The 26,452-nt window shown below is 66.1% G+C and carries 29 protein-coding genes; 17 read left to right on the top strand and 12 right to left on the bottom strand.

Going from position 1 to position 26,452, the window contains the following annotated elements; all coding sequences use genetic code 11:
• The first annotated feature begins 13 nt into the window (after positions 1 to 13).
• Positions 14 to 412: a DUF1489 family protein gene (locus ACW17Z_RS03205; RefSeq protein WP_492057531.1), complete on the top strand. Its 399-nt coding sequence runs from the start codon at positions 14 to 16 to the stop codon at positions 410 to 412.
• 174 nt (positions 413 to 586) lie between these two features.
• Here the strand turns inward: ACW17Z_RS03205 and panC are convergent, their stop codons facing one another.
• A complete protein-coding gene (panC, locus tag ACW17Z_RS03200; RefSeq protein WP_492057530.1) occupies positions 587 to 1,450 on the bottom strand; it encodes a pantoate--beta-alanine ligase in 864 nt (287 codons plus the stop codon).
• A 203-nt stretch (positions 1,451 to 1,653) separates the two neighbouring features.
• Between panC and mipZ the strand changes: the two genes are divergently transcribed.
• Entirely contained in the window at positions 1,654 to 2,490 is an 837-nt protein-coding gene (mipZ, locus tag ACW17Z_RS03195; protein ID WP_419317331.1) for a division plane-positioning ATPase MipZ, read from the top strand.
• 39 nt (positions 2,491 to 2,529) lie between these two features.
• Positions 2,530 to 2,955, top strand: a complete 426-nt coding sequence (locus ACW17Z_RS03190) for a J domain-containing protein (RefSeq protein ID WP_492057529.1) — start codon at positions 2,530 to 2,532, stop codon at positions 2,953 to 2,955.
• Positions 2,956 to 3,021: 66 nt separating this feature from the next.
• Here ACW17Z_RS03190 and ACW17Z_RS03185 read toward each other — a convergent pair whose 3' ends face one another.
• Positions 3,022 to 4,314: a D-alanyl-D-alanine carboxypeptidase family protein gene (locus ACW17Z_RS03185; RefSeq protein WP_492057528.1), complete on the bottom strand. Its 1,293-nt coding sequence runs from the start codon at positions 4,312 to 4,314 to the stop codon at positions 3,022 to 3,024.
• A 291-nt stretch (positions 4,315 to 4,605) separates the two neighbouring features.
• Here ACW17Z_RS03185 and ACW17Z_RS03180 point away from each other — a divergent pair, with 291 nt between their 5' ends.
• The 9 genes from ACW17Z_RS03180 to ACW17Z_RS03140 all read left to right on the top strand — a co-directional run bounded on the left by ACW17Z_RS03180 (position 4,606) and on the right by ACW17Z_RS03140 (position 9,760).
• On the top strand, positions 4,606 to 5,040 hold the full coding sequence (locus ACW17Z_RS03180; protein WP_419317328.1) for a phasin family protein: 435 nt from the start codon (positions 4,606 to 4,608) through the stop codon (positions 5,038 to 5,040).
• Between the two features lie 134 nt (positions 5,041 to 5,174).
• Positions 5,175 to 5,636 (top strand): RidA family protein, encoded by a 462-nt coding sequence (locus ACW17Z_RS03175; RefSeq protein WP_419317327.1) that lies wholly within the window; start codon positions 5,175 to 5,177, stop codon positions 5,634 to 5,636.
• On the top strand, positions 5,636 to 6,409 hold the full coding sequence (locus ACW17Z_RS03170) for a glycerophosphodiester phosphodiesterase (protein WP_419317326.1): 774 nt from the start codon (positions 5,636 to 5,638) through the stop codon (positions 6,407 to 6,409). Before ACW17Z_RS03175 ends, ACW17Z_RS03170 begins: the two co-directional genes overlap by 1 nt.
• A complete protein-coding gene (locus tag ACW17Z_RS03165) occupies positions 6,406 to 7,566 on the top strand; it encodes a GNAT family N-acetyltransferase (protein ID WP_419317325.1) in 1,161 nt (386 codons plus the stop codon). The genes ACW17Z_RS03170 and ACW17Z_RS03165 overlap by 4 nt, the downstream gene beginning before the upstream one ends.
• Before the next feature lie 58 nt (positions 7,567 to 7,624).
• A complete protein-coding gene (locus tag ACW17Z_RS03160) occupies positions 7,625 to 8,056 on the top strand; it encodes an HIT family protein (protein ID WP_419317324.1) in 432 nt (143 codons plus the stop codon).
• A 53-nt stretch (positions 8,057 to 8,109) separates the two neighbouring features.
• A complete protein-coding gene (locus ACW17Z_RS03155) occupies positions 8,110 to 8,412 on the top strand; it encodes a hypothetical protein (protein ID WP_492057527.1) in 303 nt (100 codons plus the stop codon).
• Positions 8,405 to 8,719, top strand: coding sequence for a hypothetical protein (locus ACW17Z_RS03150; protein WP_492057526.1), 315 nt, complete (start codon positions 8,405 to 8,407; stop codon positions 8,717 to 8,719). Before ACW17Z_RS03155 ends, ACW17Z_RS03150 begins: the two co-directional genes overlap by 8 nt.
• Complete coding sequence (locus ACW17Z_RS03145; protein ID WP_492057525.1) at positions 8,719 to 9,249, top strand: GNAT family N-acetyltransferase; 531 nt, start codon at positions 8,719 to 8,721, stop codon at positions 9,247 to 9,249. Before ACW17Z_RS03150 ends, ACW17Z_RS03145 begins: the two co-directional genes overlap by 1 nt.
• Positions 9,250 to 9,319: 70 nt before the next feature.
• Positions 9,320 to 9,760: a BLUF domain-containing protein gene (locus ACW17Z_RS03140; RefSeq protein WP_419317320.1), complete on the top strand. Its 441-nt coding sequence runs from the start codon at positions 9,320 to 9,322 to the stop codon at positions 9,758 to 9,760.
• A 111-nt stretch (positions 9,761 to 9,871) separates the two neighbouring features.
• Here the strand turns inward: ACW17Z_RS03140 and ACW17Z_RS03135 are convergent, their stop codons facing one another.
• The 5 genes from ACW17Z_RS03135 to ACW17Z_RS03115 all read right to left on the bottom strand — a co-directional run bounded on the left by ACW17Z_RS03135 (position 9,872) and on the right by ACW17Z_RS03115 (position 16,825).
• A complete protein-coding gene (locus ACW17Z_RS03135; RefSeq protein ID WP_492057524.1) occupies positions 9,872 to 11,965 on the bottom strand; it encodes a response regulator in 2,094 nt (697 codons plus the stop codon).
• A gap of 120 nt (positions 11,966 to 12,085) precedes the next feature.
• On the bottom strand, positions 12,086 to 14,422 hold the full coding sequence (gene clpA / locus ACW17Z_RS03130; protein WP_492057523.1) for an ATP-dependent Clp protease ATP-binding subunit ClpA: 2,337 nt from the start codon (positions 14,420 to 14,422) through the stop codon (positions 12,086 to 12,088).
• 13 nt (positions 14,423 to 14,435) lie between these two features.
• The gene (gene clpS, locus ACW17Z_RS03125) at positions 14,436 to 14,765 is read right to left on the bottom strand and encodes an ATP-dependent Clp protease adapter ClpS (RefSeq protein WP_419255106.1); all 330 of its coding nucleotides are present in this window, start codon (positions 14,763 to 14,765) and stop codon (positions 14,436 to 14,438) included.
• Positions 14,766 to 15,007: 242 nt separating this feature from the next.
• Entirely contained in the window at positions 15,008 to 15,511 is a 504-nt protein-coding gene (locus tag ACW17Z_RS03120) for a DUF3224 domain-containing protein (protein WP_492057522.1), read from the bottom strand.
• Between the two features lie 57 nt (positions 15,512 to 15,568).
• On the bottom strand, positions 15,569 to 16,825 hold the full coding sequence (locus ACW17Z_RS03115) for a DNA polymerase IV (protein WP_492057521.1): 1,257 nt from the start codon (positions 16,823 to 16,825) through the stop codon (positions 15,569 to 15,571).
• Positions 16,826 to 16,926: 101 nt separating this feature from the next.
• Here ACW17Z_RS03115 and ACW17Z_RS03110 point away from each other — a divergent pair, with 101 nt between their 5' ends.
• Complete coding sequence (locus tag ACW17Z_RS03110) at positions 16,927 to 18,189, top strand: FkbM family methyltransferase (RefSeq protein ID WP_492057520.1); 1,263 nt, start codon at positions 16,927 to 16,929, stop codon at positions 18,187 to 18,189.
• A 13-nt stretch (positions 18,190 to 18,202) separates the two neighbouring features.
• On the opposite strand, the gene ACW17Z_RS03105 is transcribed toward ACW17Z_RS03110, so the two are convergent.
• Positions 18,203 to 19,090: an ROK family protein gene (locus tag ACW17Z_RS03105; RefSeq protein WP_492057519.1), complete on the bottom strand. Its 888-nt coding sequence runs from the start codon at positions 19,088 to 19,090 to the stop codon at positions 18,203 to 18,205.
• Complete coding sequence (locus tag ACW17Z_RS03100; protein WP_419317313.1) at positions 19,087 to 19,734, bottom strand: hypothetical protein; 648 nt, start codon at positions 19,732 to 19,734, stop codon at positions 19,087 to 19,089. Before ACW17Z_RS03100 ends, ACW17Z_RS03105 begins: the two co-directional genes overlap by 4 nt.
• 121 nt (positions 19,735 to 19,855) lie before the next feature.
• Here ACW17Z_RS03100 and ACW17Z_RS03095 point away from each other — a divergent pair, with 121 nt between their 5' ends.
• The 3 genes from ACW17Z_RS03095 (at position 19,856) to phoY (ending at position 23,383) form a co-directional block, all read left to right on the top strand.
• Entirely contained in the window at positions 19,856 to 20,233 is a 378-nt protein-coding gene (locus ACW17Z_RS03095; RefSeq protein WP_419317312.1) for a response regulator, read from the top strand.
• A complete protein-coding gene (locus ACW17Z_RS03090; protein WP_492057518.1) occupies positions 20,230 to 21,594 on the top strand; it encodes a PleD family two-component system response regulator in 1,365 nt (454 codons plus the stop codon). Before ACW17Z_RS03095 ends, ACW17Z_RS03090 begins: the two co-directional genes overlap by 4 nt.
• Before the next feature lie 85 nt (positions 21,595 to 21,679).
• A complete protein-coding gene (gene phoY / locus ACW17Z_RS03085) occupies positions 21,680 to 23,383 on the top strand; it encodes an alkaline phosphatase PhoY (protein WP_492057517.1) in 1,704 nt (567 codons plus the stop codon).
• 187 nt (positions 23,384 to 23,570) lie between these two features.
• Here phoY and rpmG read toward each other — a convergent pair whose 3' ends face one another.
• The 3 genes from rpmG to ACW17Z_RS03070 all read right to left on the bottom strand — a co-directional run bounded on the left by rpmG (position 23,571) and on the right by ACW17Z_RS03070 (position 25,037).
• Positions 23,571 to 23,738, bottom strand: coding sequence for a 50S ribosomal protein L33 (gene rpmG, locus ACW17Z_RS03080; RefSeq protein WP_007673017.1), 168 nt, complete (start codon positions 23,736 to 23,738; stop codon positions 23,571 to 23,573).
• 81 nt (positions 23,739 to 23,819) lie between these two features.
• Complete coding sequence (locus ACW17Z_RS03075) at positions 23,820 to 24,281, bottom strand: DUF6265 family protein (RefSeq protein ID WP_492057516.1); 462 nt, start codon at positions 24,279 to 24,281, stop codon at positions 23,820 to 23,822.
• 27 nt (positions 24,282 to 24,308) lie between these two features.
• Complete coding sequence (locus ACW17Z_RS03070) at positions 24,309 to 25,037, bottom strand: NUDIX hydrolase (RefSeq protein WP_492057515.1); 729 nt, start codon at positions 25,035 to 25,037, stop codon at positions 24,309 to 24,311.
• 109 nt (positions 25,038 to 25,146) lie between these two features.
• Here ACW17Z_RS03070 and ACW17Z_RS03065 point away from each other — a divergent pair, with 109 nt between their 5' ends.
• On the top strand, positions 25,147 to 26,445 hold the full coding sequence (locus ACW17Z_RS03065) for an amidohydrolase (protein ID WP_492057514.1): 1,299 nt from the start codon (positions 25,147 to 25,149) through the stop codon (positions 26,443 to 26,445).
• Positions 26,446 to 26,452: the final 7 nt, after the last annotated feature.

Genomic DNA, 26,452 nt, shown 5'->3' with positions numbered 1-26,452 from the left:
CTAACAACCGCCCATGCCCCTGCACATCATCAAGCTGGTCGTCGGTTGCGATACGATCGAGGACCTGCTCGCCTGGCACAAGACCGGCGAGCCGTGGATCATGCACACCCGCATGACGCCCAAGCGCGTCGACGAGGTGCTGGACGGCGGCTCGCTGTATCGCGTCTTCAAGGGCCAGGTCCTGTGCCGCCAGAAGATCCTGGCCATCGACACGGTGGGCGAGGGCGCGGCCAAGCGCTGCGAGGTGACGGTCGATCCGCCGATCATTCGTGTGGTTCCGCAGCCCAGGCGGGCCTTTCAGGGCTGGCGCTATCTGCCGGCCGAGGATGCGCCGGCCGATCTGACGGAAAGCGAAGCCGCGGACATGCCTCTGGATCTGGCCCGCCAGCTGCGTGAACTGGGCGCCTGGTAGATTTTAGCGCGACCGTTAGCGAAAAAACAACTTCAAGGCGTGCAATCTGCTTGCAGAGACATAGAGGGCAAGTCGATGAGGGCGTTGTACGCAGTGATCGGCGTGGGTCTGATGTTCGTCAGTCTGGTGGTGGGGCTGCTGATCGCGCTGCACCCGATGGACTGATCCTGCATGTCAGCCCACGGCCATGTTGTCGATCAGGCGGGTCTTGCCCAGCCAGGCAGCGACCAGGATGCGGCCGTGCGCGTCTCCGATCGGGCCGGGCCCCAGCTTCGACAGATCAGACGCCTCGCGGATATCCAGATAGTCGATCGGGCCAAAGCCGGCGGCGTTCAGCGCGGCCTTGCCCGCAGCTTCCGCCTCATCGATAGCTCCGCCCTCCGACACAGCCTGGGCTGCGGCGCGCAGAGCCCTTGGCAGGGCGGCGGCGATCTGGCGCTCTTCGGGCGACAGATAGGCGTTGCGGGAAGACAGGGCCAGGCCGTCCTCGGCGCGGGCGGTGGGGGCCGAAACGATCTCGACCGGGAGGTCCAGGTCGCGCACCAGGCGCTTGATGACCTGCAGCTGCTGGTAATCCTTCTCGCCGAACACCGCGTAGTCGGCCTGACACTGGATCAGCAGCTTGGCCACCACGGTCGCCACGCCGCCGAAGAACTGCGGACGGGCCGCGCCCTCCAGCGGTTCGGACACGCCCGAGACCTGGATCGCGGTCGAGAATCCCGGGGCATACATCTCACTGGCCGAGGGCGCGAACATCAGGTCGCACCCGACCGAGGCCAGCTTTTCGGCGTCGGCAGCCTCGCCGCGCGGATAGGCGTCGAAGTCCTCGTGCGGAGCGAACTGCCTGGGATTGACGAACACGCTGGCCACCGTGCGACGGGCCTTGGTCTGGCCCAGCTTGATCAGGGTCAGGTGGCCCTCGTGCAGGGCGCCCATGGTCGGAACCAGGGCGACCTGATCTCCGGCGGCCTTCCAGGCGGCGACGTGGTCCCGCAGATCGGAAACGGTGCGAACGATGGTGGGGGAAGCTTGGGGCATCGACGGCCTGCTGTGCGAACTGGCGTCGGCTTATGGCCGAGGGGGGCGTCGGCGTCCACCTTGCCGCCCAGGCAACCACGGGTGCGGCGCCCCCTGCGACAAAAGGGCCTGTGGAACAATGCGATGACCTCTCGGCTGAGCCATTGCGTGCATGTTAACCTTTCATCGACCGCGCGAGTCGCGGTGGATGAAGGAGCGAGCACATGGCTGAGACGCGCGTGATCGTGGTCGGCAACGAAAAGGGTGGGGCGGGCAAGTCCACTATCGCCGTGCACCTCGTGACGGCCCTACTCTACGGCGGCCTCAAGGTGGCGGTGATCGACCTGGACCTGCGTCAGTGCACCTCCATGCGCTTCTTCGAGAACCGCCGCGCCTGGCTGGAAAACAAAAAGCTGCCTCTGCCCGAGCCCATCCAGCTTCGGCTCAGCGAGGACGACATCGCCCTGGCCGCCGCGCCCGAGAGCGAGCAGGTCGAACGCTTTGAGATTGCCTTCGCCCGCGGCCTGGAAGAGGCCGATTTCGTCCTAATCGACACTCCTGGTGGCGACACCGCGATCTCGCGCCTGGCTCACAGTCGGGCAGATCTGATCGTCACCCCGATGAACGACAGCTTTGTCGACTTCGACATGCTGGGTCACGTCGATCCGGTGACCATGGAACTGACCACGCCCAGCCTCTATTCGCAGTCGGTCTGGGAGGCCCGCAAGGCGCGCGCCATGAGCGGTCAGCGCCAGGCGCTGGACTGGGTGGTGCTGCGCAACCGCCTGGCGACCACCGAGGCCCGTAACCGCAAGCGTCTGGAAGACCGCCTGACGGCGCTGGCCAAGCGGGTCGGCTTCCGCATGGGGCCGGGCCTTCGCGACCGCGTGATCTATCGCGAGCTGTTCCCCTTCGGCCTGACCATCGCCGACCTGTCACCCCAGGTTCGCCCGGTGCCGGTGTCACTGCAGCATCTGGCCGCGCGCCAGGAACTGCGCGCCCTGATGCATTCGCTTGGTCTTTCGGCCTATTCCGGGGAAACTCTGCTCGCCGCTCAGTAGGGGCCCCTCGGGGGCAGCCTGAGCGCGTCCGGAATCGCGATGATCTATCTGTTGCTTGGCGGCATCGTGTTGGCCCTGGTGTTCTGGGGTAGCAGAAAGCCGTTTCTGAAAGGGGACGGCTGGCGAGTCGGCGCCGGCGTCGCCGCCCTGGCCGCCTTCGCGGGCGCGGCCTACACCACCATTCGCGGCGGTTGGGGCACGGGCATTGTCCTGGGCATTATCGGCCTGTGGAGCGCCTCCGAGGCGCGTCGGCGGCCCGTCACCCGCAAGGCCGCCTCACCAGCAGAGTCAGGGCCGACCCTCTCTGAAGCCCGCTCGATCCTTGGCGTCGGTCCGGACGCCACCGCGGGGGAAATCCGCTCTGCCCATGCTCGCCTGATCCGCCTGGCCCATCCTGACAAGGGCGGCACGGCCGGACTGGCGGCGCAGCTCAATGCGGCGCGCGACCGTCTTCTGAAGCCTTAGCGGTCAAAAAAAGAGCCCGGGCGCTGGGCGCTCCGGGCTTGATTTGATGGTCTGTCGTCGCCGAGATCAGCGCGGCGCAAGCACCATGCAGGGCTGACGCTTGGCGGTGATCGCCGCGCATGTGCTGCGCGCGGCCTCGGCCGTCAGGCCCTGGAACTGGGCGCGGAATGCGCCGCCGGCCGCGCCTTCGACCGCGCCCTCGGCGTCGGCCACGAACTTGGCGAAGCGGCCGCGCACCAAGGTCAACTGCTTGCTGGCCAAGCCCTTGGATTTGAAGGAGCCGACCTGGACGGCCCACTCGCCCTTGGGCTTTTGGGCGGTCTTGGCGGCCTTGAGCGTGGGCGAGACCTTTACGGGCTGAGTGCGCGGCGTGTCGGACAGCACGATCTTCAGGCCCGACTGCTCGCCGTCGCCCTGTTCGATCGAAGGCCGCATGATCGGGCCATTGGGCTCGGTCTCATAAAGGTTGGCGGCGATGGTGGTGCGGTCGCCGTGAGCGCGACGCTTGAGAACCTCGAAGCCGGTCAGCAGCAGGTCTTCCATGTTGTTGTCGCGCCAGGCGGTCGAGGAGCCCCCCAGAACCACGGCGATCAGACGGCGACCATCGCGCACGGCCGAGCCGGCGAGGTTGAAGCCCGAAGCGTTGGTATAACCGGTCTTCAGGCCGTCAAAGCCGTCCATGCTGTCGAGCAGGCGGTTGTGGCCGCGGATCGTATTGCCCCGGAACGCAAACGACCGGACGCTGAAATAGCTGTAGTACTGCGGAAAGTCGCGCATCGTGGCGCGCGACAGGATGGCCAGATCGCGGGCCGTGCTGATCTGGCGGCTGTCGGGCAGGCCCGAGGCATTCACGAACCGCGTATTGCGCATGCCCAGTTCCTGACCGCGCAGAGTCATCAGCGCCGCGAAGCGGGCCTCGCTGCCGGCCAGTTTTTCGGCCACGGCGACGGCGACATCATTGGCCGATTTCACGGTCATGGCGCGAATCGCTTCGTCCACGGTCAAGCTGTCGCCGGCGGGCAGGCCCAACTTGGTCGGCGCCTGGGCGGCGGCTCGGGGCGACATGACGATGCGGTCGGTGGGCTTTAGCCGGCCTTCGCTGAGCGCCTCGAAGGTCAGATACAGCGTCATGACCTTGGTCACCGAAGCCGGGTAACGAGGGCTGTCTGCCCTTTTGTCGTAAAGGACTTCGCCAGAATTGGCGTCGATCACGATGGACGCATACTTCGGCTCAGCGGCGTTCAGCTGCAAATATGGGATCTGCGCGGCGACGGTGGTCGGCGCCATGCCGGTCAGGCACGTCAGCGCGACGCCGGCAGCGGCGAACAGGGAGCGAGCGGAGCGAAGCTTGGCGAACATAAATGAGCGTCCGTCATAAGAATTGAACTGAGCGGTTCCGCACCGCCACACGCGTGACCCTAGCATGAACTGACCCGCCTTTAGCCAAAGTAAACAACCGGTGAGCGATGTTGTCGCGAGTGCGAAAAAAACGTGCGCGTTGCGGTCGAGCTTCAGCATGACGCTAGGTCATGGTGCGCTGCACAATTTTCTTGACTGCTGCAGTGCAGCATGGCAAATCGGTGTTGTCCCAAGCGCATGGGGCTGCTCGCACAGCTTCGCCATGCCCCGCCATTTGCCAGGAGACTCCCCATGGCCGCCGCCGAAACGATGAAGAAGACCGTCGAACAGTTCAGCACCGCCTCGAACCAGGCTTTCAAGGACGGCGTCGAGAAGTCGCTGGCCGCCCTGGCGGAAGCCAACACCGTCTCCAAGAAGAACCTCGAAGCCGTCGTCGCTTCGGTGACCGCCGCCACCAAGGGCGCTGAAGCCCTGGGCGCCGAGACCTTCGCCTACTCCAAGAAGGCCGCCGAAGATCAGGTCGCCGCCGTGAAGTCGCTGGCCGGCGCCAAGAGCGTCCAGGAAGCCATGGAACTGCAGACGACCTGGGCCAAGTCGGCCCTGGAAGCCTACATCGCCCAGATGAGCAAGGCTTCGGAGATCGTTTCGGCTTCGATCAAGGACTCGATGAAGCCCCTGAACGAGCGCGCCAGCGCCGCTGTCGAAAAGTTCCAGGCCGCCCGCTAAGGCGACTTCGGGTCCGCGCCCGGCGCGGTCCCGCCAGACAAGATTGAAGGCCCGAACCGGCGACGGTTCGGGCCTTTTTTCTTGTGCCCGCCCTGTGCGGCGTTAAGCATTGCGGCTCGTGAATGGAGTGCGTGATGTCGAAGATCGATGACCGTTTGAACGAGCTTGGCGTCGTGCTGCCGCAGCCCGTGGCCCCCGTCGCCAACTATGTGCCGTTCGTGCGGTCGGGAAACCTGGTCCACATTTCGGGCCAGATCTCGCTGGATGCTTCGGGCGGCATCAAGGGCACGGTCGGCGTCGACGTCGATCTGGAAACCGCCCAGAAGGCCGCGCGCCTTTGCGGGATCAACCTGCTGGCCCAGATGAAGGCCGCTTGCGACGGCGACCTGGATCGGGTGGTGCGGGTGGTCAAGCTGGGTGGCTTTGTCCAGGTCGGTCCCGACTTCACCGACATTCCCAAGGTGGTCAACGGCTGTTCGGACCTGATGGTCGAGGTGCTGGGCGACGCTGGTCGCCACGCCCGCTCGGCGGTCGGTGTCTATCGCCTGCCGCTGGGCTTTGCGGTCGAGGTCGATGCCGTGGTGGAGATCGCCTGATGCGTCCGCATGAGCGTCCGTCGACCGAGGTGTTTGGCGAGGCCTGGGAGCGCCTGTTCGAGCCCGCCATCGCTCACCGCGGCCTGTGGACGCCCGGCGGCGCGCCCGAGAACTCGCTGGCCGCCTTCCAGGCGGCGTGCGCGCGGGGCTATGCCATTGAGCTCGACGTCCAGCTGACGGCCGATGGCGAGGCGGTGGTCTTCCATGACGATCGCCTGGACCGCCTGACCGGCCGGGAGGGGCGTCTGCGCGACCATACCGCCGCCGACCTCGGCGCCATGGCGCTTGGCGGAACCGACGAGACCATCCCCACCCTGGCCGACACCCTGACCCTGATCGGCCACCGGGCCATGGTCTATATCGAGTTGAAGACTCCGTTCGGCGAGGTGGGCGAGCTTGAGAAGCGGGTCTCCGAGATCCTGATCGATCATAATGGCCCCACGGCCGTGATCGGCTTCAATCCCTATTCCCACGCCTGGTTCGCCGACCATCATCCGCAGATCCTGCGCGGCCTGGACTCCTACGCCTGGAACGACGACAGCGCTCGCAAGCTGGCGCCGGAGGTTCGCCGGTCGCTGGCCGCGCTGGAGCAGGTCGAGATCGCCCGACCAGACTTTCTGGCGCTTGGCCTGGACATGCTGCCCAGCGCCCGCGCCGACCTCTATCGCGCCAAGGGCATGCCGGTGGTGGCCTGGACGGTGCGGTCGCCCGAGCAGTGGCACGCCGTCAGTGACCATTGCGACAACCTGATCTTTGAGGGCTTTGAGGCGTGACCTCGGTCAAGGCGGCGGTTCGCGTTCATCGCGAAATCGCCGAAATCGGGCGCGAGGCCTGGGACGCCTGCGCCGCGCCGACCGGCGATCCGTTTGTCAGCTACGACTTCCTGTCGATCCTGGAGGAAAGCGGCTGCGTCGCGGCGCGCACCGGCTGGGCCCCGCAGCATCTTTCGGTCGAGGATGAGAACGGCGGCGTGGCCGGCGTGATGCCGCTGTATCTGAAGTCCCACAGCCAGGGCGAGTACGTGTTCGACCATGCCTGGGCCGACGCCTATGAGCGGGCAGGGGGGCGGTACTACCCGAAGCTGCAGTGTTCTTCGCCATTTTCGCCGGTGACCGGGTCGCGGCTGATTGTGCGGCCCGATATCGACGCGGACGAGGGGCGCTCGGCCCTGCTGGGCGGAGCCCTTACCCTGTGCCAGCGCATGGACGCCTCGTCGCTGCATGTGACCTTCCCCAACGCTGACGAGTGGGCGTGGATGGGTCAGCGCGGCCTGCTGCTGCGCCAGGACCAGCAATATCACTGGGAAAACGCCGGTTACGCCACCTTCGAGGATTTCCTCGCCAAGCTGTCGTCCAACCGCCGCAAGACCATCCGCCGCGAGCGCCGCGACGCGCAGGACGGGATGGAGATCGTGGCCCTGACCGGCGATCAGCTGACCGAAGCGCACTGGGACGCCTTCTTCGGCTTCTACATGGACACCGGCAGCCGCAAATGGGGCCGGCCCTATCTGAACCGGCAGTTCTATTCGCTGCTGGGTCAGCGGATGGCCGACAAGGTGATTCTCCTGATGGCGCGGCGGCCGGGCGGCCCGTGGATCGCCGGGGCGCTGAACCTGCTGGGCCGCGACTGCCTCTATGGCCGCCACTGGGGCTGCGCCGAGGACGTGCCGTTCCTGCATTTCGAGCTCTGCTACTATCAGGCCATCGAACATGCGATCCGGCTGGGTCTGCCGCGCGTCGAGGCCGGCGCCCAGGGGCAGCACAAGATCGCCCGCGGCTACCTGCCCAGCGCCGTCTATTCGGCGCACTGGATCGCCGACCCGATGTTGCGCAAGCCCGTTGCCGACTATCTGGACCGCGAGCGCGAGGCGGTGGTCAGCGACATGCAGATGCTGAGCGAGGAATATTCGCCGTTCAGGGAAGAGCGATAGCGGCGGCTTGCGCGCCTCCCGTGGTTTGCTACGACACCGCTCGCATGAGGAGACGGCCATGAGCCTTCACGGAACCTACGACCCCGACAATATCTTCGCCAAGATCATCCGGGGAGAGATGCCGGCCGTGAAGGTGTTCGAGGACGATCAGGTCCTGGCCTTCATGGACGTGTTCCCGCAGGCTCGCGGCCACATGCTGGTGATCTCCAAGACCAGCAAGGCCCGCAACCTGCTGGACGCCGAGGCCAAGACCCTGGGCCGCCTGATCGGCGCCACCCAGAAGGCCGCCGCCGCCGTGACCGCCGCGCTCAAGCCCGACGGCGTCATCGTCACCCAGTTCAATGGCGCGCCCGCCGGCCAGACCGTCTTTCACCTGCATTTCCACGTCATCCCCCGCTACGAGGGCGAGGCGATGGGCCGGCACGGCGAGGGCATGGCCGATGTCGAGGAGCTGAAGGCCCTGGCCGAGAAGATCGCGGCGGCGCTTTAGGCGATTTGCGACCAAGGCATTCGCGTTAAGGTGGCGTGCGGAGGGGGATTCGCATGCGGCTGCATCCAGTGACCTGGCTGATGATTATGGGCGTGATGCTGAAGCTCGGCGTCCTGGCCATAACGCTCGCTGGTCTTGTGGCTTCGGTCGTCTATGTCGAGACCGATGGCATGCGGCCGGAAGATGCTGCTTTCGTGCTCGGCGTCATTACCGAGCCGATGGCCTGGAATCTTCGCGAGCTCGCTCAAACAACTCTTCTGGTCGGCATGGCCTTCTGGATCGAGGCGCTTGTCCGGGTTCATGGCCGCCTCCAATACCTGAACACTCAGACACTCGGGGAGAAGGCGCATGCCTGATCAGTATGCCGCGCCGGCTGACCGCTCTTTGGCCTTTCTTCGTCGCCTACATCCCGTGACCCGGCTGATCGTCGCCGCAGGCCTTTTGCACCTGTGCGGCGATGTCGCCGGAGGATTGCATGCGCTGTGGCTTCGACAGAACGCCATGGCATTGGCCGATCAAGGTTCGATTATCCAGATGATCTCGAACGGCGCTCACGCCTTGGCCTACACGATCAGCTTCTTTGGTACGGCGGCGACCGTCGAGTACCTCTTCCGCATCTGGCGGGAGGTGGTGCTGATAAAGGAGCGTCAACCATCTTCCTGATGGAGCCGCGCCTCGAAACGCCACGCCTGCTTCTTCGTCCGCCGACCGAGAGCGATCTGGACGGCTGGGCGGCGCTGGACGCTGATGAGCGAGCCACCGCCTTTATTGGTGGTCCTCAGGATCGCGTCTTCGCTTGGCGGGGGCTCGCTACGGCCGCGGGCATGTGGGCGCTGCGAGGTTGCGGTCTTTTTTCGGTGATCGAGAAAGGCTCTGGCCGCTGGATCGGTCGCGCGGGCCCATGGATCCCCGAAGGCGCGGAGGGAACTGAGATCGGCTGGGCGTTCGCGCTTGAAGCCCAAGGCAAAGGATACGCGACCGAGGCAGCCCAAGCCGCCATGGGCTGGGCCTTCGATACGCTGGGTTGGACCGAGGTGATCCACGGCATCGACGCAGAGAACACCGCGTCCATCGCCGTGGCGCAGCGCCTCGGTTCTACCTGGTTGCGAACCGCCGCCGAGTCAGATGGCAAGCTCACGCAAATCTATGGGCAGAGCCGCAGTCAGTGGCTGTCGACGACAGCGTCGGTCTGATCGCAGGGGCGTTATGGACCCGAATACTTTTCTGTGACTCCATCGACCCTTGGCGATGGAGTTTCACCCTATGATCGAGTTCGAGGACCACCCGCGCGGTCTGGTGAGATTGATCTACGCCAGTCGCGCCACTGGCGGCGCGGTTTCCAGCGACATGGCCACGGCGATCGTCGCCAAGTCGATCCAGAACAATCGCGTTTCCGATATCTCCGGCTTGCTGGTGATCGGCGCGGATCGCTTTCTGCAAGTTTTGGAGGGGCCTGCCGGCGAGGTCGAGCAGACCTTCGCGCGTGTGGCTTCGGATACGCGCCACAGCGATATGACAGTGATCGCCAGACGGGCTGGAGGGACGCGCATGTTCCGCAACTGGAACATGGCCTGCCGCCATCTGGGACTTGGTGACGCCGGTGCGTTGAAAGCTGTCGGATTGGCGTTTTTCGCACCCGAAAGTCTGGATGAGGAGAGGGCCTTGACCCTGCTCAAGTCCTTCGGCGAGTTTCATTTGCAATAGGGCCTTTATTGCACATCCTTGCAGCGCCACGGATGCTCATCCCGCCTGGCGCCTCTGCCACCCAGGTCTGGTGCTCGCGCACCTGATGTCGTCAATCAGGCCGAAAATCCACTAGGCCGCCCTGTTGGGCACGGCGTTGGTGGCTGCGGCGATCAGGGTCATCAACTGGATCGGCTTGGCGATGTGGTCCACCATTCCGGCCGCCAAGCAGGCGGCAATGTCATCCGTCGAGGTGGCGGCGGTCATGGCGATAATCGGCGTCCGCCCGACGTCGCCGCCAAGGGCCTTGATCTCGCGACAGGCCGTCAGCCCATCCATGACCGGCATGTGCAGGTCCATGAAGATGGCGTGATACGAGGCTTGACCGGCGCGCTGTACGGCGTCCTCGCCGTTCTCGGCCGTATCGACCTTGAACCCTGCCGCCTCCAGCATCTGGCTGGCGATTTGCCGGTTCATGGGGTGGTCGTCCACAACAAGCAGGCGAAGATCCTGGGGCGGGGCCGGCGCAGCCAAGGTTGGCTCCAGGTGGTCAACGCGCGTCATCAGCAGGCTGAAGGTGAAGCGGGACCCCAGGCCCACCGTGCTTTCGACGGTCAGGCAGCCGCCCATCATTTCGACCAGGGCGCGCGATATGGCCAGGCCCAGGCCTGCGCCGGAGAACTTTCGGGTCGGGGTGCTGTCGATCTGGGAGAACGGCCGGAACAGCAGCGGAAGATCGTCCGGCGCGATCCCCATGCCCGTATCGGCCACGCAGAAGGTCACTTCGTCTACGCCCTCGACATCGCTGGACTTGATTGCGACTGACAGGGTGATGTGACCGCGCTGGGTGAACTTGGCGGCGTTGCTGAGCAGCTTGAACAGGATCTGAGTCAGGCGATTTTCGTCGGCGCTGTGCAGGGACTCGGCCAGGGCGCTGATCTCGACCCGCAGGGCAATCGGCCGGTCGCCAAGCAGCGGCAGGATCAGGTCTGCGACGCGCTCGCCGAGAGCCGGGATCGAGACGGGCGCGAGGTTCAGCTGCCTCTGCCGCTGTCCGTCCCCGACGCTGGAATAGTCGAGCACGTCGTCAATTAGCGAGACCAGGACACCGCACGAGGCCTGGATGGCCGCCAGCGGCTCGCGCGTGGATCTGGGAAGAGCGCGCTTGGCGCTGAGCAACTGCACATGACCGCTGATGCCGTTCAGCGGCGTGCGCATCTCGTGGCTCATCACCGCCAGGAACCGGCTCTTGGCGATGGCGGCGGCCTCGGCTTCACGCCGGGCTGCGCGAGCGGCCGAGAGGGCGCGGCTCAACCCATTCTGGGCCCGCGTTCGCTCCGACATCACGCTGATGATCGCCAGAGCACAGAACTGAATCGCGGCCAGATAGGTCTGCAAGGCCAGAATCCGGCTGGAGATGTCTTCGTACTGGGCCGCGATCGGGCCATGGCCCGTGGTCGTGCTGCCGGCCGTCAGGAAAGCGAATCCGGCAATGGCCAGGATGGCCCGCGGCGGATCCAGCCGCAGCAGAACAGCCAGCAGAAGGGGGAAGCTGAGGAAGAGCGGCGCGGCGGGCAGGAAGTGGAACAGCATCGCCGCCACGATCAGGGCGGCCGCCACCAGATGCATTGGCGCCGCGCTCTTCAGGATCTGGGGCGTAGCGTATCGCCGCATTCTGCTCAGCAGCAGCACTGCCGGCGCGCCGATCATCATCCCCAGGAAATCGCCCCCGACCCAGGCGATCCAGATGGACCCGAAATCACCGCCGATGAGCCGCGTGAGTAGCGCCGCGCCCAGGCTGCCCATGATCAGGGTGGTCGGCAACACGGCCAGCAGGGCGACCCGCCAAAGTCTGCTGAAGTGCTGAATGTCCAGGCCCGCGCCACCGACCTGACGGATCAGGAAGGCTGCGGCCACCGACTCGGTGAGGTCTAAACTGGCGATCAGGGCGGCCTGGCTGGGCGCGCTGCCCGTGAGCAGGGCAGCCAGAAAGTCGACCAGCGCGCAGGCCAGCGCCAGGGGAATTGCCGTGCCGCGCGGAAGCAACAAAAGCGCCGCGGCCAGCACGCCGTTGTTGATCCACAGAACCGCCAGGCCGCCGGCGCCGACGGTCATGGCGTATGCCGCTGCGGCGATGATCACATAGGCGGCAAAAAAGACCAGCGGCCACCAAGCTGGCCGCGCCGTCTGTGCAGGACGAAACAGGCCGCGCACTGGCGTTCGCACCCGGTATCCTTTTTCTTCAGTTCATCCAGAGACTTTATTGATTTTGGGGGCTTGTAAAGTTGTCTTGGCTGCAAACCGAAAGAGGCCCGGATCACTCCGGGCCTCTCGATGATCTTGGATCTATTCGACCAGGGCCGGTTCGGCCTCGCTCTCGGTGGCTGCGGAGCCCTTGGCGGGTTTCTCCGGGGTGCTCTCGATCTCGAAGTCGATCTTGCTGTCCTTGAGGATGATCTTGACGTGGCCGCCGCGCACCAGACGTCCAAACAGGATGTCGTCGGCGAGGGGCTTCTTGATGTGCTCCTGAATGACCCGGCCCAAGGGGCGGGCGCCGTAGAGCTCGTCGAAGCCGTTCTTGGCCAGCCAGTCGGCCGCGTCGTCGGTCAGCTCGATCGTTACGTTCCGGTCGGCCAACTGGGCCTCCATCTGCATGACGAACTTCTGCACGACCATCCGGATGATCTCGGGCGTCAGCGGCTTGAAGGCCACCACCGCGTCGAGGCGGTTGCGGAATTCGGGCGTGAACAGGCGCTTGAGGGCGGCCTCTTCCTCGCCCAGAACCTTGTCGCGACCAAAGCCGATCGACTGGCGCTGGGCGTCCGATGCGCCGGCATTGGTGGTCATGATCAGGATGACGTTCCTGAAGTCGACCTTCTTGCCGTTGCTGTCGGTCAGCACGCCGTGGTCCATGACCTGCAGCAGGATGTTGTAGACGTCCTGGTGAGCCTTCTCGATCTCGTCGAGCAGCACGACCGCGTGCGGGTGCTGATCGACGGCGTCGGTCAGCTGGCCGCCCTGGTCATAGCCGACATAGCCGGGAGGAGCGCCGATCAGGCGGCTCACGGTATGGCGCTCCATGTACTCGGACATGTCGAAGCGGATCATCTCGATGCCCAGCGTCTGGGCCAGTTGCTTGGCGGCCTCGGTCTTGCCAACGCCCGTGGGGCCGCTGAACAGGAACGAGCCGATCGGCTTGTCGGCGTCGCGCAGACCGGCGCGGGCCAGCTTCATGGCCGAGGACAGTTGCGCAATCGCATCGTCCTGACCAAACACCGCGCGCTTCAGATCCGTTTCCAGCTCCTTGAGCGCCTCGGTGTCCGACTTGGAGACGGATTTGGGCGGGATACGAGCGATCTTGGCCACGACGGCCTCGATCTCCTTGACGCCCAGAACCTTCTTGCGACGGCTCTCGGGCAGCAGCATCTGGCCGGCGCCGGCCTCGTCGATCACGTCGATCGCCTTGTCGGGCAGCTTGCGGTCGGTGATGTATTTGGCCGACAGCTCGACGGCCACCTTGATGGCCTCGTTGGTGTATTTCAGCTTATGGAAGTCCTCGTAGTAGGTCTTGATGCCCTTGAGGATCTTGATGGTGTCTTCGATGGTCGGCTCGTTGACGTCGATCTTCTGGAAGCGGCGGACCAGGGCCCGATCCTTCTCGAAGTGCTGACGGAACTCCTTGTAGGTGGTCGAGCCCATGCAGCGCAGGCTGCCTGACGCCAAAGCGGGCTTCAGCAGGTTTGAGGCATCCATCGCCCCGCCGCTGGTCGCGCCAGCGCCGATCACGGTGTGAATCTCGTCGATGAACAGCACCGCGTTGGGGTGGTTCTCGAGTTCCTTGACCACCTGCTTGACGCGTTCCTCAAAGTCGCCGCGATAGCGGGTGCCGGCCAGAAGCGCGCCCATGTCGAGCGAGAAGATGGTGGCGCCGGCCAGGACCTCGGGCACCTGGTTGGTGATGATCTTGCGGGCCAGGCCTTCGGCGATGGCGGTCTTGCCGACACCGGGTTCGCCCACCAGAAGCGGATTGTTCTTGGTGCGACGGCACAGGATCTGGATCGCGCGTTCCACCTCGCTGGCGCGGCCGATCAGCGGATCGACCTTGCCCTGACGGGCTTTCTCGTTGAGGTCGACGCAATAGGCTTCCAGCGCCTCGCCACCGGTCTTGGTGTTGGGCTTCTCGGCGTCGTCTTCCGTCGTGCTGTTGCTGGCGCCCTTGACGGCCTTGGGCTCGGACGCGCCGGCCTTCTTGGCGATGCCATGGGCGATGAAGTTCACCGCGTCATAGCGGGTCATGTCCTGCTCTTGCAGGAAGTAGGCGGCGTGGCTTTCGCGCTCCGAGAAGATGGCCACCAGCACATTGGCGCCGGTCACTTCCTCGCGGCCCGACGACTGCACATGGATCACGGCGCGTTGAATCACGCGCTGGAAGCCGGCGGTCGGCTTGGCGTCTTCTTCGTCGTCAACGACCAGCGAGGCCAGTTCGACGTCAAGATAGTTGGCCAGGCTCTTTTTCAGAGCGACCAGATCGACGTCGCAGGCGCGCATCACGCCGGCCGCGTCGTCGTCGTCGGTCAGGGACAGGAGCAAGTGCTCCAGGGTGGCGTACTCGTGCTTACGCTGGTTGGCGTAGGCCACGGCGCGGTGGAGGGATTCTTCGAGAGGGCGAGAAAACGAGGGCAAGGGGGGAGGCTCCTCAGTCTTTTTCCATGGTGCACTGCAGGGGGTGCTGATGACGGCGCGCTGAGTCGATGACTTGCGCAACCTTCGTTTCAGCGACTTCGTAGGTATAGACGCCACACACACCAACACCGTGTTGATGAACGAGCAGCATGATCCGGGTCGCGTCTTCGCGTGACTTGTTGAAGAACCGTTCGAGGACGTACACGACAAATTCCATTGGCGTGTAGTCGTCGTTCAGAATCAGTACTCGATAGAGCGAAGGCTTCTGTGTCTTCGGCTTCACCTCAGTGATGACCGAAGAACCAGATCCGTTATTCTGACCGCCTTGCTTCCGCTCGGCCATTGACCGTTTTCTCCCGATGGGCCGAACCACCCACCTCGTTAGGATTAGATATGGAAACGCGCGGGCTTTGGAAGGGGCCGACGCGCCGCTGCGCCGCTTTAACACAGGGGCGCCGTGTAAAATGGCTTCACGATTGGGAGAACAGGTGCCGTGCGACGACGGTTTCCTGGGCGAGGAGCCGAAATGGTGAGCGACAGCGTGTCGCGCAAGGGGTGCTTGGCTAGCGCCGAGCGCCCGGACCGCTAGTGGACGGGCAGGGTGTATTGCAGATCATAGAGGTGCTTGCCGTCGACGATCTCGATGGTCAGGCTTCCCGCAATGCCCTTCAGCGCGCCGCTACCGGAGTCGGGCACGATCTCGACACTCAGCTTGCGTTCGGCTCCGCGCATGACCCCCTTGTGGACCAGGGCGAAGCTGCCGGCCTTGCCGTGCAGCGTTCCGGTCACGCGCTCGACGGCCACATAGACAGCCGAACCGGGCGTGTCGGCGCTCGCGGTCAGCATCTGGCCCTTGCCCGTCGCTTCCAGATCGCCGTGGAAGGTCTTGTCCAGCGACAGGCGGCCCAGGGTCGAGCCTTCGCCGACGTCCTGGTCCTGCGGCGCCATCTTCACGTCGAAGGGGCCCTTGGCGTGATGGGTCATGGCAGTGGCTCCGGGCGGTGATGCTGGGGCGGTCTGGGCGGCGGCGATCGGGGTCAGGGCCAGCGTCGCCAGCAGCGCGAGCACAAAGAGGGACGGGGATGACATGCTGGCTCCTGGGACAACGCCGATCCTTGATAGCCGAACTCAGGATGCGGGCAACCGTCAGCGGCTCTTGAGCGCGCGCCCCGTCATCACCGCGCCGGCCCCGAATTTGCCGCGCAGCACGTCGATGGTCTTTTCCGTCTTCAGAGTCAGCCGCTCGTCGCCGGCGAAGAAGTCGTCGGCCGCGCCCTCGGCCGGGACGAACTCGGTCAGGCCGGCCCCGATCAGGCGGTAATAGGTTCCACCGGGCTCGGCGGCCAGCAGTTCGCGGGCCACCTGGAACAGGGTGCGCGCCGTCTGGGTCGGCACGGCCAGGGTGCGACGGCGGGTGTGGACCTTGAAGTCGGGCGTGCGCAGCTTCAGCGTCGCCACCCGACCGGCCACGCCCTCGGTTCGGGCCTGCCGGGCGACGCGCTCGCAGAGCGGCCACAGCTCGTCCTCCAGGTCCTCGCGCTTGAAGAGGTCGTCATTGAAGGTGGTCTCGGCGCTGATGGTCTTTCGCACCTGATCGGGATCGACCAGCCTTGCGTCCTGACCCTGGGCCAGGCGATGCAGGCGCAGGCCGCTCGAGCCCAGGGTGGCGGCCAGATGCTTGAGGTCGGCTGCGGCGATGTCGCCCACGGTGCGAAAACCCTCGGCGGCCAGGGCCGTGACCGTGGCGGGGCCGACGCCGGGCAGGATCGAGACGGGCTTGCCGGCCAGGAAGGTCCTGGCCTCGGACGCGCCGATCACCGAGAAGCCGCGCGGCTTGTCCAGTTCCGAGGCGATCTTGGCCAGAAACTTGTTGGGGGCCAGGCCGATCGAGACCGTCAGGCCCACCTCGCGCTCGATCTCGGCCTGCAGACGGGCCAGCACCAGGGCGGGCGGCGCGCCGTGCAGCCGCTCGGTGCCCGACAGGTCCATCCAGGCCTCGTCCAGCGACAGGGGCTGGACCAGCGGCGTCAGGGCCTCCACGCGGCTGAAGATCGCCCGGCTGGCGGCCTTGTACTTGGCGAAGTCCGGCTTGATGACGACGGCCTGCGGACACAGCTGCAGCGCCTTGTACATCGGCATGGCCGAGCGCGCCCCGCTCATGCGGGCGATATAGCAGGCGGTGGTCACCACGCCGCGCTTGCCGCCGCCGATGATGACGGGAAGGTCGCGCAGTTCTGGCCGGTCGCGCTTTTCCACGGCGGCGTAGAAGGCGTCGCAGTCCATGTGCGCCATGGCCAGATTGGCCAGATCATCATGGACGACCAGACGCGGCGAGCCGCAGGCCGGGCAGCGCCGGGGCCTGTCCTCGCCGGTCCAGAAACAATCGCGGCAGAGCGCCTTCATTCTCAAGCGTGGCTCTTCAGAAACCCGAAACGCAAGGTGAACCTATCGCGAATCGATGGTGAGGCGTTCAGTGAACCGCCCCTGTTACGCGGATGATCCTCGTGGACCTTGAACTCTTCAAACGCCTGCGACTACAAGGCTACACGCCGCGAACCATGCTCGATATCGGCGCGAACGTGGGCATGTTCACCTGGTCGTTCATGCAGGTGTATCCGTCCTGCAAGCCCACGATGATCGAGCCCAATCCTCACTGCGAGGAGAATCTGGTCAAGTTTCCCTTCGAGCGCCACATGGTGGCCGCCTCGAACGAGAACGGCGAGGCGGAGCTTTTCCTGACCCGCGAATGGCTGCAGTCCACCGGCAGCTCGCTGTATCGGGAAAACTCGCAGCACTTCCGAGACGAGGTCGTCATCCGCGAGGTGGTGCCAAAGGCCCGCCTGGATGATCTGCTGGCCGACCGGCAGTTTGATTTCGTCAAGATCGACACCCAGGGCGCGGAACTGGACGTCCTGCAGGGCGGGCGAGAGGTCATCGGCAAGGCCGACTATGTGATGATCGAGATCTCGCTGGCCGACTACAATCCCGGAGCCGGGCGCGCCGAGGAGATCATTGCAGCGCTGGCCTCGATGGGGTTCGTCACCACCGAGACCCTGGCCCTGTTCCGCTGGCAGGGCGAGCCGGACGGCAAGGTCGTGCAGATCGACTGCATCTTCGAGCGCCGCGTGCCGCGCCCCTCGCAGGGCGGGGTGTTTGCGCCGCACAATGACACCGCAGGGCTTGTCGCGTTCCTGCAGGATCAGAAACAGCGCAACTGGAATTTCAGCGTCCTGCAGATCGGGACGGCGCCGCCCGAGCTGAGCGGTCTGGCCAGCGCCACGATTGGCGGGCCTGAAAGCGCGTCAGCCACCCATTTTGCCGGCGACCTGAACAATGAGAGCACCTGGCGGGCGCTGCTGGATCATGTGGCCCGGCATGGGCGGTTCTCCTATGCGGTCTGCCCGCATGTGATCCAGCGCCTGGCCGATCCGGACCTGCTGCTGCGCATGCTGCCGCTGGTCGCCGAGGCGGGATTCCTGTCGGCGCCGGCCCGGTACATGGAGCTGTCCAAGACCGAGGGCCCCTATCGCGGCGGCATCGATCACCGCTGGATCCTGGATTCGTTCGAGGATCGGCTGACCCTGGCCCCGAAGCTGGGCCTGCTGGAATACATGGCGCTGCAGAACGAAGCCGCCATCACCCAGTATGGACCGTCCGAGTATCAGGTGACCTGGCGCGGCGCTCTTGACGTTCAGAGCCTGTTCCAGCCCGGCCTGCACCAGCAGGACGTCATCAGTCGCTACAGCGCCTTCCTCGACCGGGCTTGATCCCGGTCGGCCCTCAGCCCGGCGGCCACAGCCAGGCCGCGCCGCGGACGCCGGAACTGTCGCCGTGCCGGGCCTTGAGCACCGGGGTCTCGAAGGCGTCGGAAAACACGTGCGGTGCGATGGCGGCGGGCAGGCGCGCATAGAGGGCGTCGACGTTCGACAGGCCGCCGCCCAGCACGATGACATCGGGGTCGATCAGGTCGCAGACGACCGCCAGGGCGCGCCCCAGACGGTCGATGTGGCGATCCAGCGCCGCCAGGGCCTCGGCGTCGCCCGCCTCGATGGCGGCCAGGGCCGCCTGGCCGGTCGGATGGCCGGCGTCGCGGGCGAAGGCCGGGCCGGCGATCCAGGTTTCCAGGCAGCCCTTGCGACCGCACCAGCAGGCCGGGCCGGGATATTCCTCGGGCTTCGGCCAGGGCAGGGGCATGTGGCCCCACTCGCCGCCTATGCCGTTGCGCCCCTCGATGATGCGACCGTCGACCACCACCCCGCCGCCGCAACCGGTGCCGAGGATGGCGGCGAACACCACGCCTTGCCCGGCGCCCGCGCCGTCGGCGGCTTCTGACAGGGCCAGGCAGTTGGCGTCGTTGGCCAGGCGCACGGGGCGCTCAAGCCGCGCGGCCACGTCCTGTTCGAAGGGGCGGCCATTCAGATAGACGCTGTTGGCGTTGCGGATCAGGCCCGTGCGCGGCGAGAGCGAGCCGGGAATGCCCATGCCCAGCCGCGCCGCCTGGGCGCCGGCCATGGTTTCGGCGTCGGCCAGCAGGTCGGCGACGACCTCGAGCGCCTCGTCATAGTTGCCGGGGTTGGGCTTGCGGACGCGGGCCACGAAATGGCCGTCGCTGTCCAGGGCGGCGGCCTCGATCTTGGTGCCGCCGAAATCGACTCCGAAACGGATCATGCAAACAGTCGCGCCTCGATCGCAGTCTTCAGGTGGGGCCAGTGGTCGATGCGGGCATGACGGTCCGGCGCGCTGGGCGCCAGGGGGCGCAGCCGCTCGTCGCTGACCATCTGGAAGCGGGTGACCGTGGGCGCGCTGGCGGCGACTGATTCGAGCTGCGGCAGCAGGTCGTCGATGAACACCGAAGGTCCCGAGGTGCGGCTGGACAGCTGGGCCGCCGACGGGCCCTTGGGGCCGCTGTTGATCACCAGCGGATAATCGAAGCCATGGGTTTTCAGCCAGCGGGCGCGGGCCTGCCGGCCGTGCTCGGGAGCGTTGGTCAGAATCACCACGCCGGCGCGGGTCGACAGATCGGCCAGAGCGTCGGCCGCGCCCTCGGCGGGCATCAGGTCGTCGGCCCCGTCGCGGAAGAAGTCGTCGAACAGCACCTTGCCGGCGATCAGGTCGAGGTGATCGGTCTCGCCGGGGCGATAGATGTTCTGGAACAGCGCGAAGCGATCGACGCGCAGCTCAAAGCCGTGCCGGCCGATGAACGATCCGAAACCGCGCATGAACTGGGCCAGAACCTCGTCCACATCGACAATCACCAGCGGCGCGCCGGGGTCGATGATACAGGCTTGAATATCTGAGTAACTGGGTTCCATGATCTGCGATCGGCCGGTGTTAACGCGATTAGCGCGGGCTTAAGGATATTCGTGCGATCTGGAAGTCAGAAGCGACGCGAATCCCTCAGGCGTCGCCACGGACCGTATGGTCGGGGTCAGGATGACGAAGAAGGTCCTCATCGTGGAGGATAATGAGCTGAACATGAAGCTCTTTCATGATCTGCTCGAAGCCCAGGGTTATGAGACCCTGCAGACCCGTGAGGGTCTGCAAGCGCTGTCCATCGCCCGGGAGCACCGCCCCGATCTGATTCTCATGGATATCCAGCTGCCGGAGATCTCGGGACTCGAGGTCACCAAGTGGCTCAAGGAGGACGAGGATCTGGCGCACATCCCCGTGGTGGCCGTCACGGCCTTCGCGATGAAGGGCGACGAGGAGCGGATCCGGGAGGGCGGCTGCGAGGCCTATATCTCCAAGCCGATCTCGGTGGCCCACTTCCTCGACACCATCAAGCGTCTGCTGGAGAAGACCCCGGCATGAGCGCGCGAATCCTCGTCGTAGACGACATCGAAGCCAATGTTCGCCTGCTCGAGGCCAAGCTTTCGGCCGAGTATTATCAGGTCAGCACCGCCAACGACGGCCCCACGGCCCTGGCGATGGCGGCCAATGATCTGCCCGACATCATCCTGCTGGACGTGATGATGCCGGGCATGGACGGTTTCACCGTCTGCAAGCGTCTGAAGGAAGACCCGATCACCCGCCATATCCCGGTGGTGCTGGTCACGGCGCTGGACGGTCGCGCCGACCGTATCCAGGGCCTGGAGGCGGGCGCCTCGGACTTCCTGACCAAGCCCATCGACGATGTGATGCTGTTTGCCCGCGTGCGCAGCCTGACCCGCCTGAAGCTGGTCATCGACGAACTTCGCCAGCGCGAGGCCTCGGGTCGCCGCATGGGCGTGATCGCCGGCGCCGCCTCACGGCTGGACGGCCTGGGCGGCCGGGTGCTGATCGTCGACGACAACGAACGCCAGGCCCAGCGCATCGCCGCCGAGCTCAGCATCGAACACCGCCCCGTGGTCGAGTCCGACCCCGAAAAGGCGCGGATCAGCGCCGGCGGGCCGGTCGATCTGGTGATCATCAATGCTGCGGCCAAGGGCTTTGACGGCCTGCGCTTCGCCGCCTCGCTGCGGTCGACCGAGCGCACCCGGCACCTGCCCGTGCTGGCCATGGTCGATCCCGATGAGCGTTCCCGGATGGTCAAGGCGCTGGAAATCGGCGTCAACGACATCCTGCCGCGCCCGATCGATCCGCAGGAGCTGTCGGCCCGGGTCAAGACCCAGATCCAGCGCAAGCGCTACACCGACTATCTGCGCAACAACCTCGACCACAGCCTGGAACTGGCGGTCACCGACCAGCTGACGGGGCTGCACAACCGCCGCTACATGACCGGCCAGCTCGACTCGCTGGTCCAGCGTTCGACCCTGGGCGGTGACCCGGTCGCGGCCCTGCTGATCGACATCGACCACTTCAAGAAGATCAACGACACCTTCGGCCACGACGTCGGCGACGAGGTGCTGCGCGAATTCGCCCTGCGTCTGGCCTCCAATGTCCGCGCCATCGACCTGCCTTGCCGCTATGGCGGCGAGGAGTTCACGGTGATCATGCCCGATACGCAGCTGGAAGACGCCATGCGCATCGCCGAGCGCATCCGCATGCACGTGGCGGGCTCGCCGTTCCGGGTGGCCCAGGGCAAGGAACTGCTGACCGTGACGATCTCGATCGGCGTCTCGGCCACCCTGGGCGAGCACGACACCCCCGAGGCCCTGCTCAAGCGGGCCGATGAAGGCGTGTACGAAGCCAAGGCGTCTGGTCGCAACGCGGTGGTCGGCCGGGTCGCCTGACGGCTTTTCGCGCCGCCGCTCTTTTCCTGGGCTCCTGACCGCGTCCCTCCTTGCACGGAGCAGGCGATCGGGCTTTTTAGCCGGGATGAATAAGCTGCTTACTTCCGGCGCGCTTGCCTGCGCCGCGCTCGCCCTCAGTGCTCCGGTCCTGGCCCAGCCTCGCGCCCTCACCAAACCTGATCCCAGGCTGGTGGTGGTGATCTCGATCGACCAGTTCAGCGCCAATCTGTTCGCCCAGCATCGGGCCGAGTTCACCGGCGGCCTGGGCAAGCTGGCGCGGGAAGGCGTGGTCTATCCCAGCGGCTATCAGTCGCACGCCATGACCGAGACCTGCCCGGGGCACTCCACCTTGCTGACGGGCAAGCATCCCAACAAGACCGGCATCAGCGCCAACGACTGGTACGACGCCGGCCTGGGCAAGCAGGTCTATTGCCTGGGCGACGACAGCGTCGTCCTGGCCCACGATGCCAAGGGCCGCGCCGTCAGCCCGAAAAACATGGTCGCAACCACCTATGGCGACTGGCTGAAGGCCGTCTCCCCGACCAGCCGGGTGTTCGGCGTCTCGGGCAAGGATCGTGGCGCGATCACCATGTCGGGCCACAAGGCCGACGGCGCCTTCTGGCTACAGCCGGGCTTTGGCTTCACCACCTATGTGCCGCCGGGCGAGACCGCCGAGGCGCGTCTGAAGCCGGTTGCGGCCTTCAATGCCAGGATGCTGGCGGACCTGAAGAAACACCCGTTCGTCTGGAACTATGCCAAGAGCCCGATCGACGCCCTGACTGGCGGCTCGGCCAGGCGCTGCAAGACCCTGGAGGCCGACTACGAGACCGGGGGACGCCAATGGGGCGCGGCCCTGCCGATCCCCGTCGCGGGTGACGAGGCGGGCAAGCTGCGCGACCTGGGCTCCAGCCCCTATACCGATCAGGTCACCCTGGAACTGGCGGCTCAGTTGCGCGACGCCTACGGGCTGGGCGACGGGCCCCAGGTCGATGTCCTGACCGTCAGCCTTTCGGCCACCGACTATATCGGCCACCGCTACGGCACGCGCGGCCCGGAGATGTGCGACCAGATCGCCCGTCTGGATGACCGCCTGGGCGAGTTCCTCGACAAGGTCGGCAAGGCCAAGGGCGGGGTTTTGGTGGTGCTGTCCGCCGACCATGGCGGCGCTGACATGCCCGAGCGCCTGCACGAGGAGGGCTATGACGCGGGCCGCATCGCCACCAAGCCGTGGCTGGCCAAGCTGAATGAGATGCTTCGCGCCGACCTGGGCCTCTCCTACGACCCGCTGGTCGCCGATGGCGGCATCAACACCATCGATGTCGTCGGTCCAGACAGGAAGGCCCTGCCGCCGGTTGAGCATATGCGCGTCACGGCTGCCGCCCTGGCCCTGGTCTCGCGCCAGCCCGAGGTGGTCGAGGCGTTCGACGTCAACAGCCTGCTGACCCTGGCTCCGGAGCCGGTCGACACCTCGCCCGAGGAAATCTCGATCCGCGAACGCATGCGCCGCAGCGCCTATCCGGGTCGCTCAGGCGACATCGTCGTCGCCTTCAAGCCCGACCTCGTGCCCGCAACGGCCGGCGCGACCTATGTCTCCACCCACGGCAGCCCGTGGGACTATGACCGCCGGGTGCCGATCATCTTCTGGTGGAAGGACGGCGCGCCCCGCGAGCGCGTCCTGCCGCTGGACACGGTGGACATCGCCCCCACCATCGCAGCGGTGACGGGCGTGAAGCCACCGGCGGACATTGATGGACGGTGCCGGCCGTTGGGGGCAGGGCACGATTGTTAGCCGGAAGACTCGCCCCCTCCTGACCGCTTCGCGGTCGTCCTCCCCCGTAGGGGGAAGACGCTCTCATCTTCCCCCTACGGGGGAGGAGCGCGCAGCGCGGAGGGGGCAAGTCATCAAGCCCCCTGAATCAAAAACGCCCGGCTATCGCTAGCCGGGCGTTTTGTCGTGTCGTACCGGTCAGGCAGATCTACTTGATCTTGCCTTCCTTGAATTCGACGTGCTTGCGGATGACCGGATCGTACTTCTTCAGCACCATCTTCTCGGTCTTGGTGCGGGCGTTCTTCTTGGTCACGTAGAAGAAGCCGGTGTCCGCCGTCGAGTTCAGGCGGATCTTGATTGAAGCCGGTTTGGCCATGGTCGAATCCCTGCGGTATCGCGCAGGGTACCCGCGCGCTGGAAATGAGAGGCGCGGAACATACTCATCAATGCGCCAAAGTCAATTGCCGGCGGGGCACCGTGTGTAGGGATAGTCCACCGATCGGGCCTGACCGCCGATCTGGCCCTCGATCCGGCCGATAATCGTCCGGGCGTCCACGCGCTTGTACAGAATCCGCTGGGGAAAGTCGTGGGCGGCGTCCTCGAACACCACCGTGTCGTCGGTGATCTCCTTCAGCGGAAAGTCCGCCTCGGGCTGGCCCGAGGGCTTGGCGCTGAAGGCCAGTTTGCCGTCGAGGCCGGGCGCGATTCGCAGGAATTCGAACTCGCGCACCTTGCCGTCCTTCAGGGTGCGGCTCATGCCCAGCATCACGCCGCCGCCGGGGGCCATCCACTGCTCGTCGACGCGGCCGTTGGAGCGGACCTGCATCCAGCAGCCCGTCATCCAGGCCAGACGGCTGATCTCGGGCTCAGGCGCGGGCGGCGTGGTCGCCAGGGCGGACGCGAACAGAAGGACCAGCATGTCGATCTCCCCCCCAGAGGCGCCGGCTCAGACATAGGTCAGGTTCCGGGCGCCGTTAAGGAAACGCATGAAGGGGGCGGGGCGTCCAGCATCCTTCAACCTCTGGCCGATCTCGGCGACCACGAAGCGGGTGATGTTGGGCAGGTCCAGGGCCATGGCCTCATCGAAATCCACCCAGGCGATCTCGTCCAGCTCACCGCAGTCGGGCTGGCGGTCCAGGCTGATCAGGGCCTCGGCCGACGCCATGAAGAACCGGGCGTCGAAGCGGCGGGTGCGATAGGGCGGGGTGATCGCCCTGGCCACGAAGGCCAGCGGCGCCAGGTCGGGCAGGGCCCCCTGGGCCAGGAAGGGCCGCCAGGCCCCCGCGGCGGGCCGTGAGGGCGCGGGACGGGCCAGCAGCAGGCCTGTTTCCTCGAAGGTCTCGCGGATGGCCGCCAGGCCCAGCGCGCGGGCCAGGGTGGCGGGGCTGGGGTGGCGGGGCTCGTGGGTCAGGCGGGCGGCGACCTCGGGCGCAAGCTCGCTGGCCGAAGGGGCGCGATAGTCGCCGCGATCCACCCGGCCGCCGGGGAACACCCACTTGTCAGGCATGAAGGCGTGGCCGCCCGCGCGGCGTCCCATCAGCAGGCGCGGCTTGGCGGCGTCGGTGCGCACGATGATCAGGGTGGCGGCGTGGCGCGGTCGCAGCACGCCGGTGCCCGGCTCGCGCACGGCGGCGTCGTTGATCGTGTCGAATTTGGCGTCGATCGGCTCGTCCATGACCCAAGCTTAGTCCGATCGCGCCATTCGCAAAGCCGCCCCTTACGTCAGCTTGACCATCCCGCTGCAAGCACCCCAATGTCCGCCGGCTTTTCAGAGGACGACGCGCATGTTTGGACGGGTTTCGACGCTGGCGATCATGGCTGGCCTGGCTTTCGGCGCGCCGGCCCTGGCTGCGCCTTCCGCGAGCAAGGTCGAGGCCGCCGCCAAGGCGGTCCAGCCCAAGGTCATCGCTTGGCGCCGCGACCTTCACCAGAACCCCGAACTGGGCAACCAGGAGGTCCGAACCGCCGCCATCGTCGCCAAGGAGCTGAAGGCCCTGGGCTTTGAGGTCCGCGAGGGCGTGGGCAAGACCGGCGTGGTCGGCATCCTCAAGGGCGGCAAGCCGGGCAAGGTCGTGGCCCTGCGCGCCGACATGGACGCCCTGCCGGTCGAGGAAAAGACCGGCCTGCCGTTCGCCTCCAAGGCCACAGCCACCTGGGAAGGTCGCACGGTGCCGGTGATGCACGCCTGCGGCCACGACACCCATGTCGCCATGCTGCTGGGAACCGCCACGGTGCTGGCCGGCATGAAGGCCGACATCAAGGGTACGGTCGTCCTGATCTTCCAGCCCGCCGAGGAGGGCCCGCAGGCCGGCGAGGAAGGCGGCGCCAAGCTGATGATCCAGGACGGGGCTCTGGACCAGCCCAAGGTCGACGCCATCTTCGGCCTGCACATCGGCCCGGCCGACGCCCACCTGCTGAACTACCGGCCGATGGGCTTCTACGCCTCGTCCGACCGCATCGCGATCACGGTGAAGGGCAAGCAGACCCACGGCGCGCGGCCCTGGGCCGGCATCGACATGGCCAGCGTCGCGGCCGACATCATCCAGGCCATGAACCAGATCGCCGCCCGTCAGGTCGATGTCGGGGTGTCGCCCTCGGTCGTGACCATCGCCACGATCAACATGGGCATGCGCCAGAACATCATTCCGGAAGACCTGGTGATGGGCGGCACCATGCGCACCTTCTCGACCGAGCGCCGCGCAGACCTGATCGACAAGGTCCAGAAGAGCGTCGCCGCCATCGGCGATCGCTACGGCGCCAAGGCGCAGGCCGTGTTCACCCAGCCCTATCCGGTGACCTACAACGATCCCGACCTGTCGAAGTGGGTGAAGACCTCGCTGTCGAAAGCCTCGCCCGGCAAGGTCGACGACAACGCCGCCCTGGTCACCGGGGCCGAGGATTTCTCGATGTACGCCCAGAAGGTCCCGGGTGTGTTCATCCAGCTGGGCGGTCGCCCGGCCAGCGTTCCGGCGCAGGGTGCGCCGGCCAACCACTCGCCCTATTTCGACATCGACGAGGCGGTGCTGGAGACCGGCGTGAAGGCCGAGGTGTTCATGGCGCTGGATTATCTGGAGAAGAAGTAGGGGGAGT

It is taken from the genome of Caulobacter sp. GSs2 (assembly GCF_058680895.1).
Note: the sequence above shows the minus strand (reverse complement) of the source record. Positions and strands in the feature narration are given on the sequence as shown.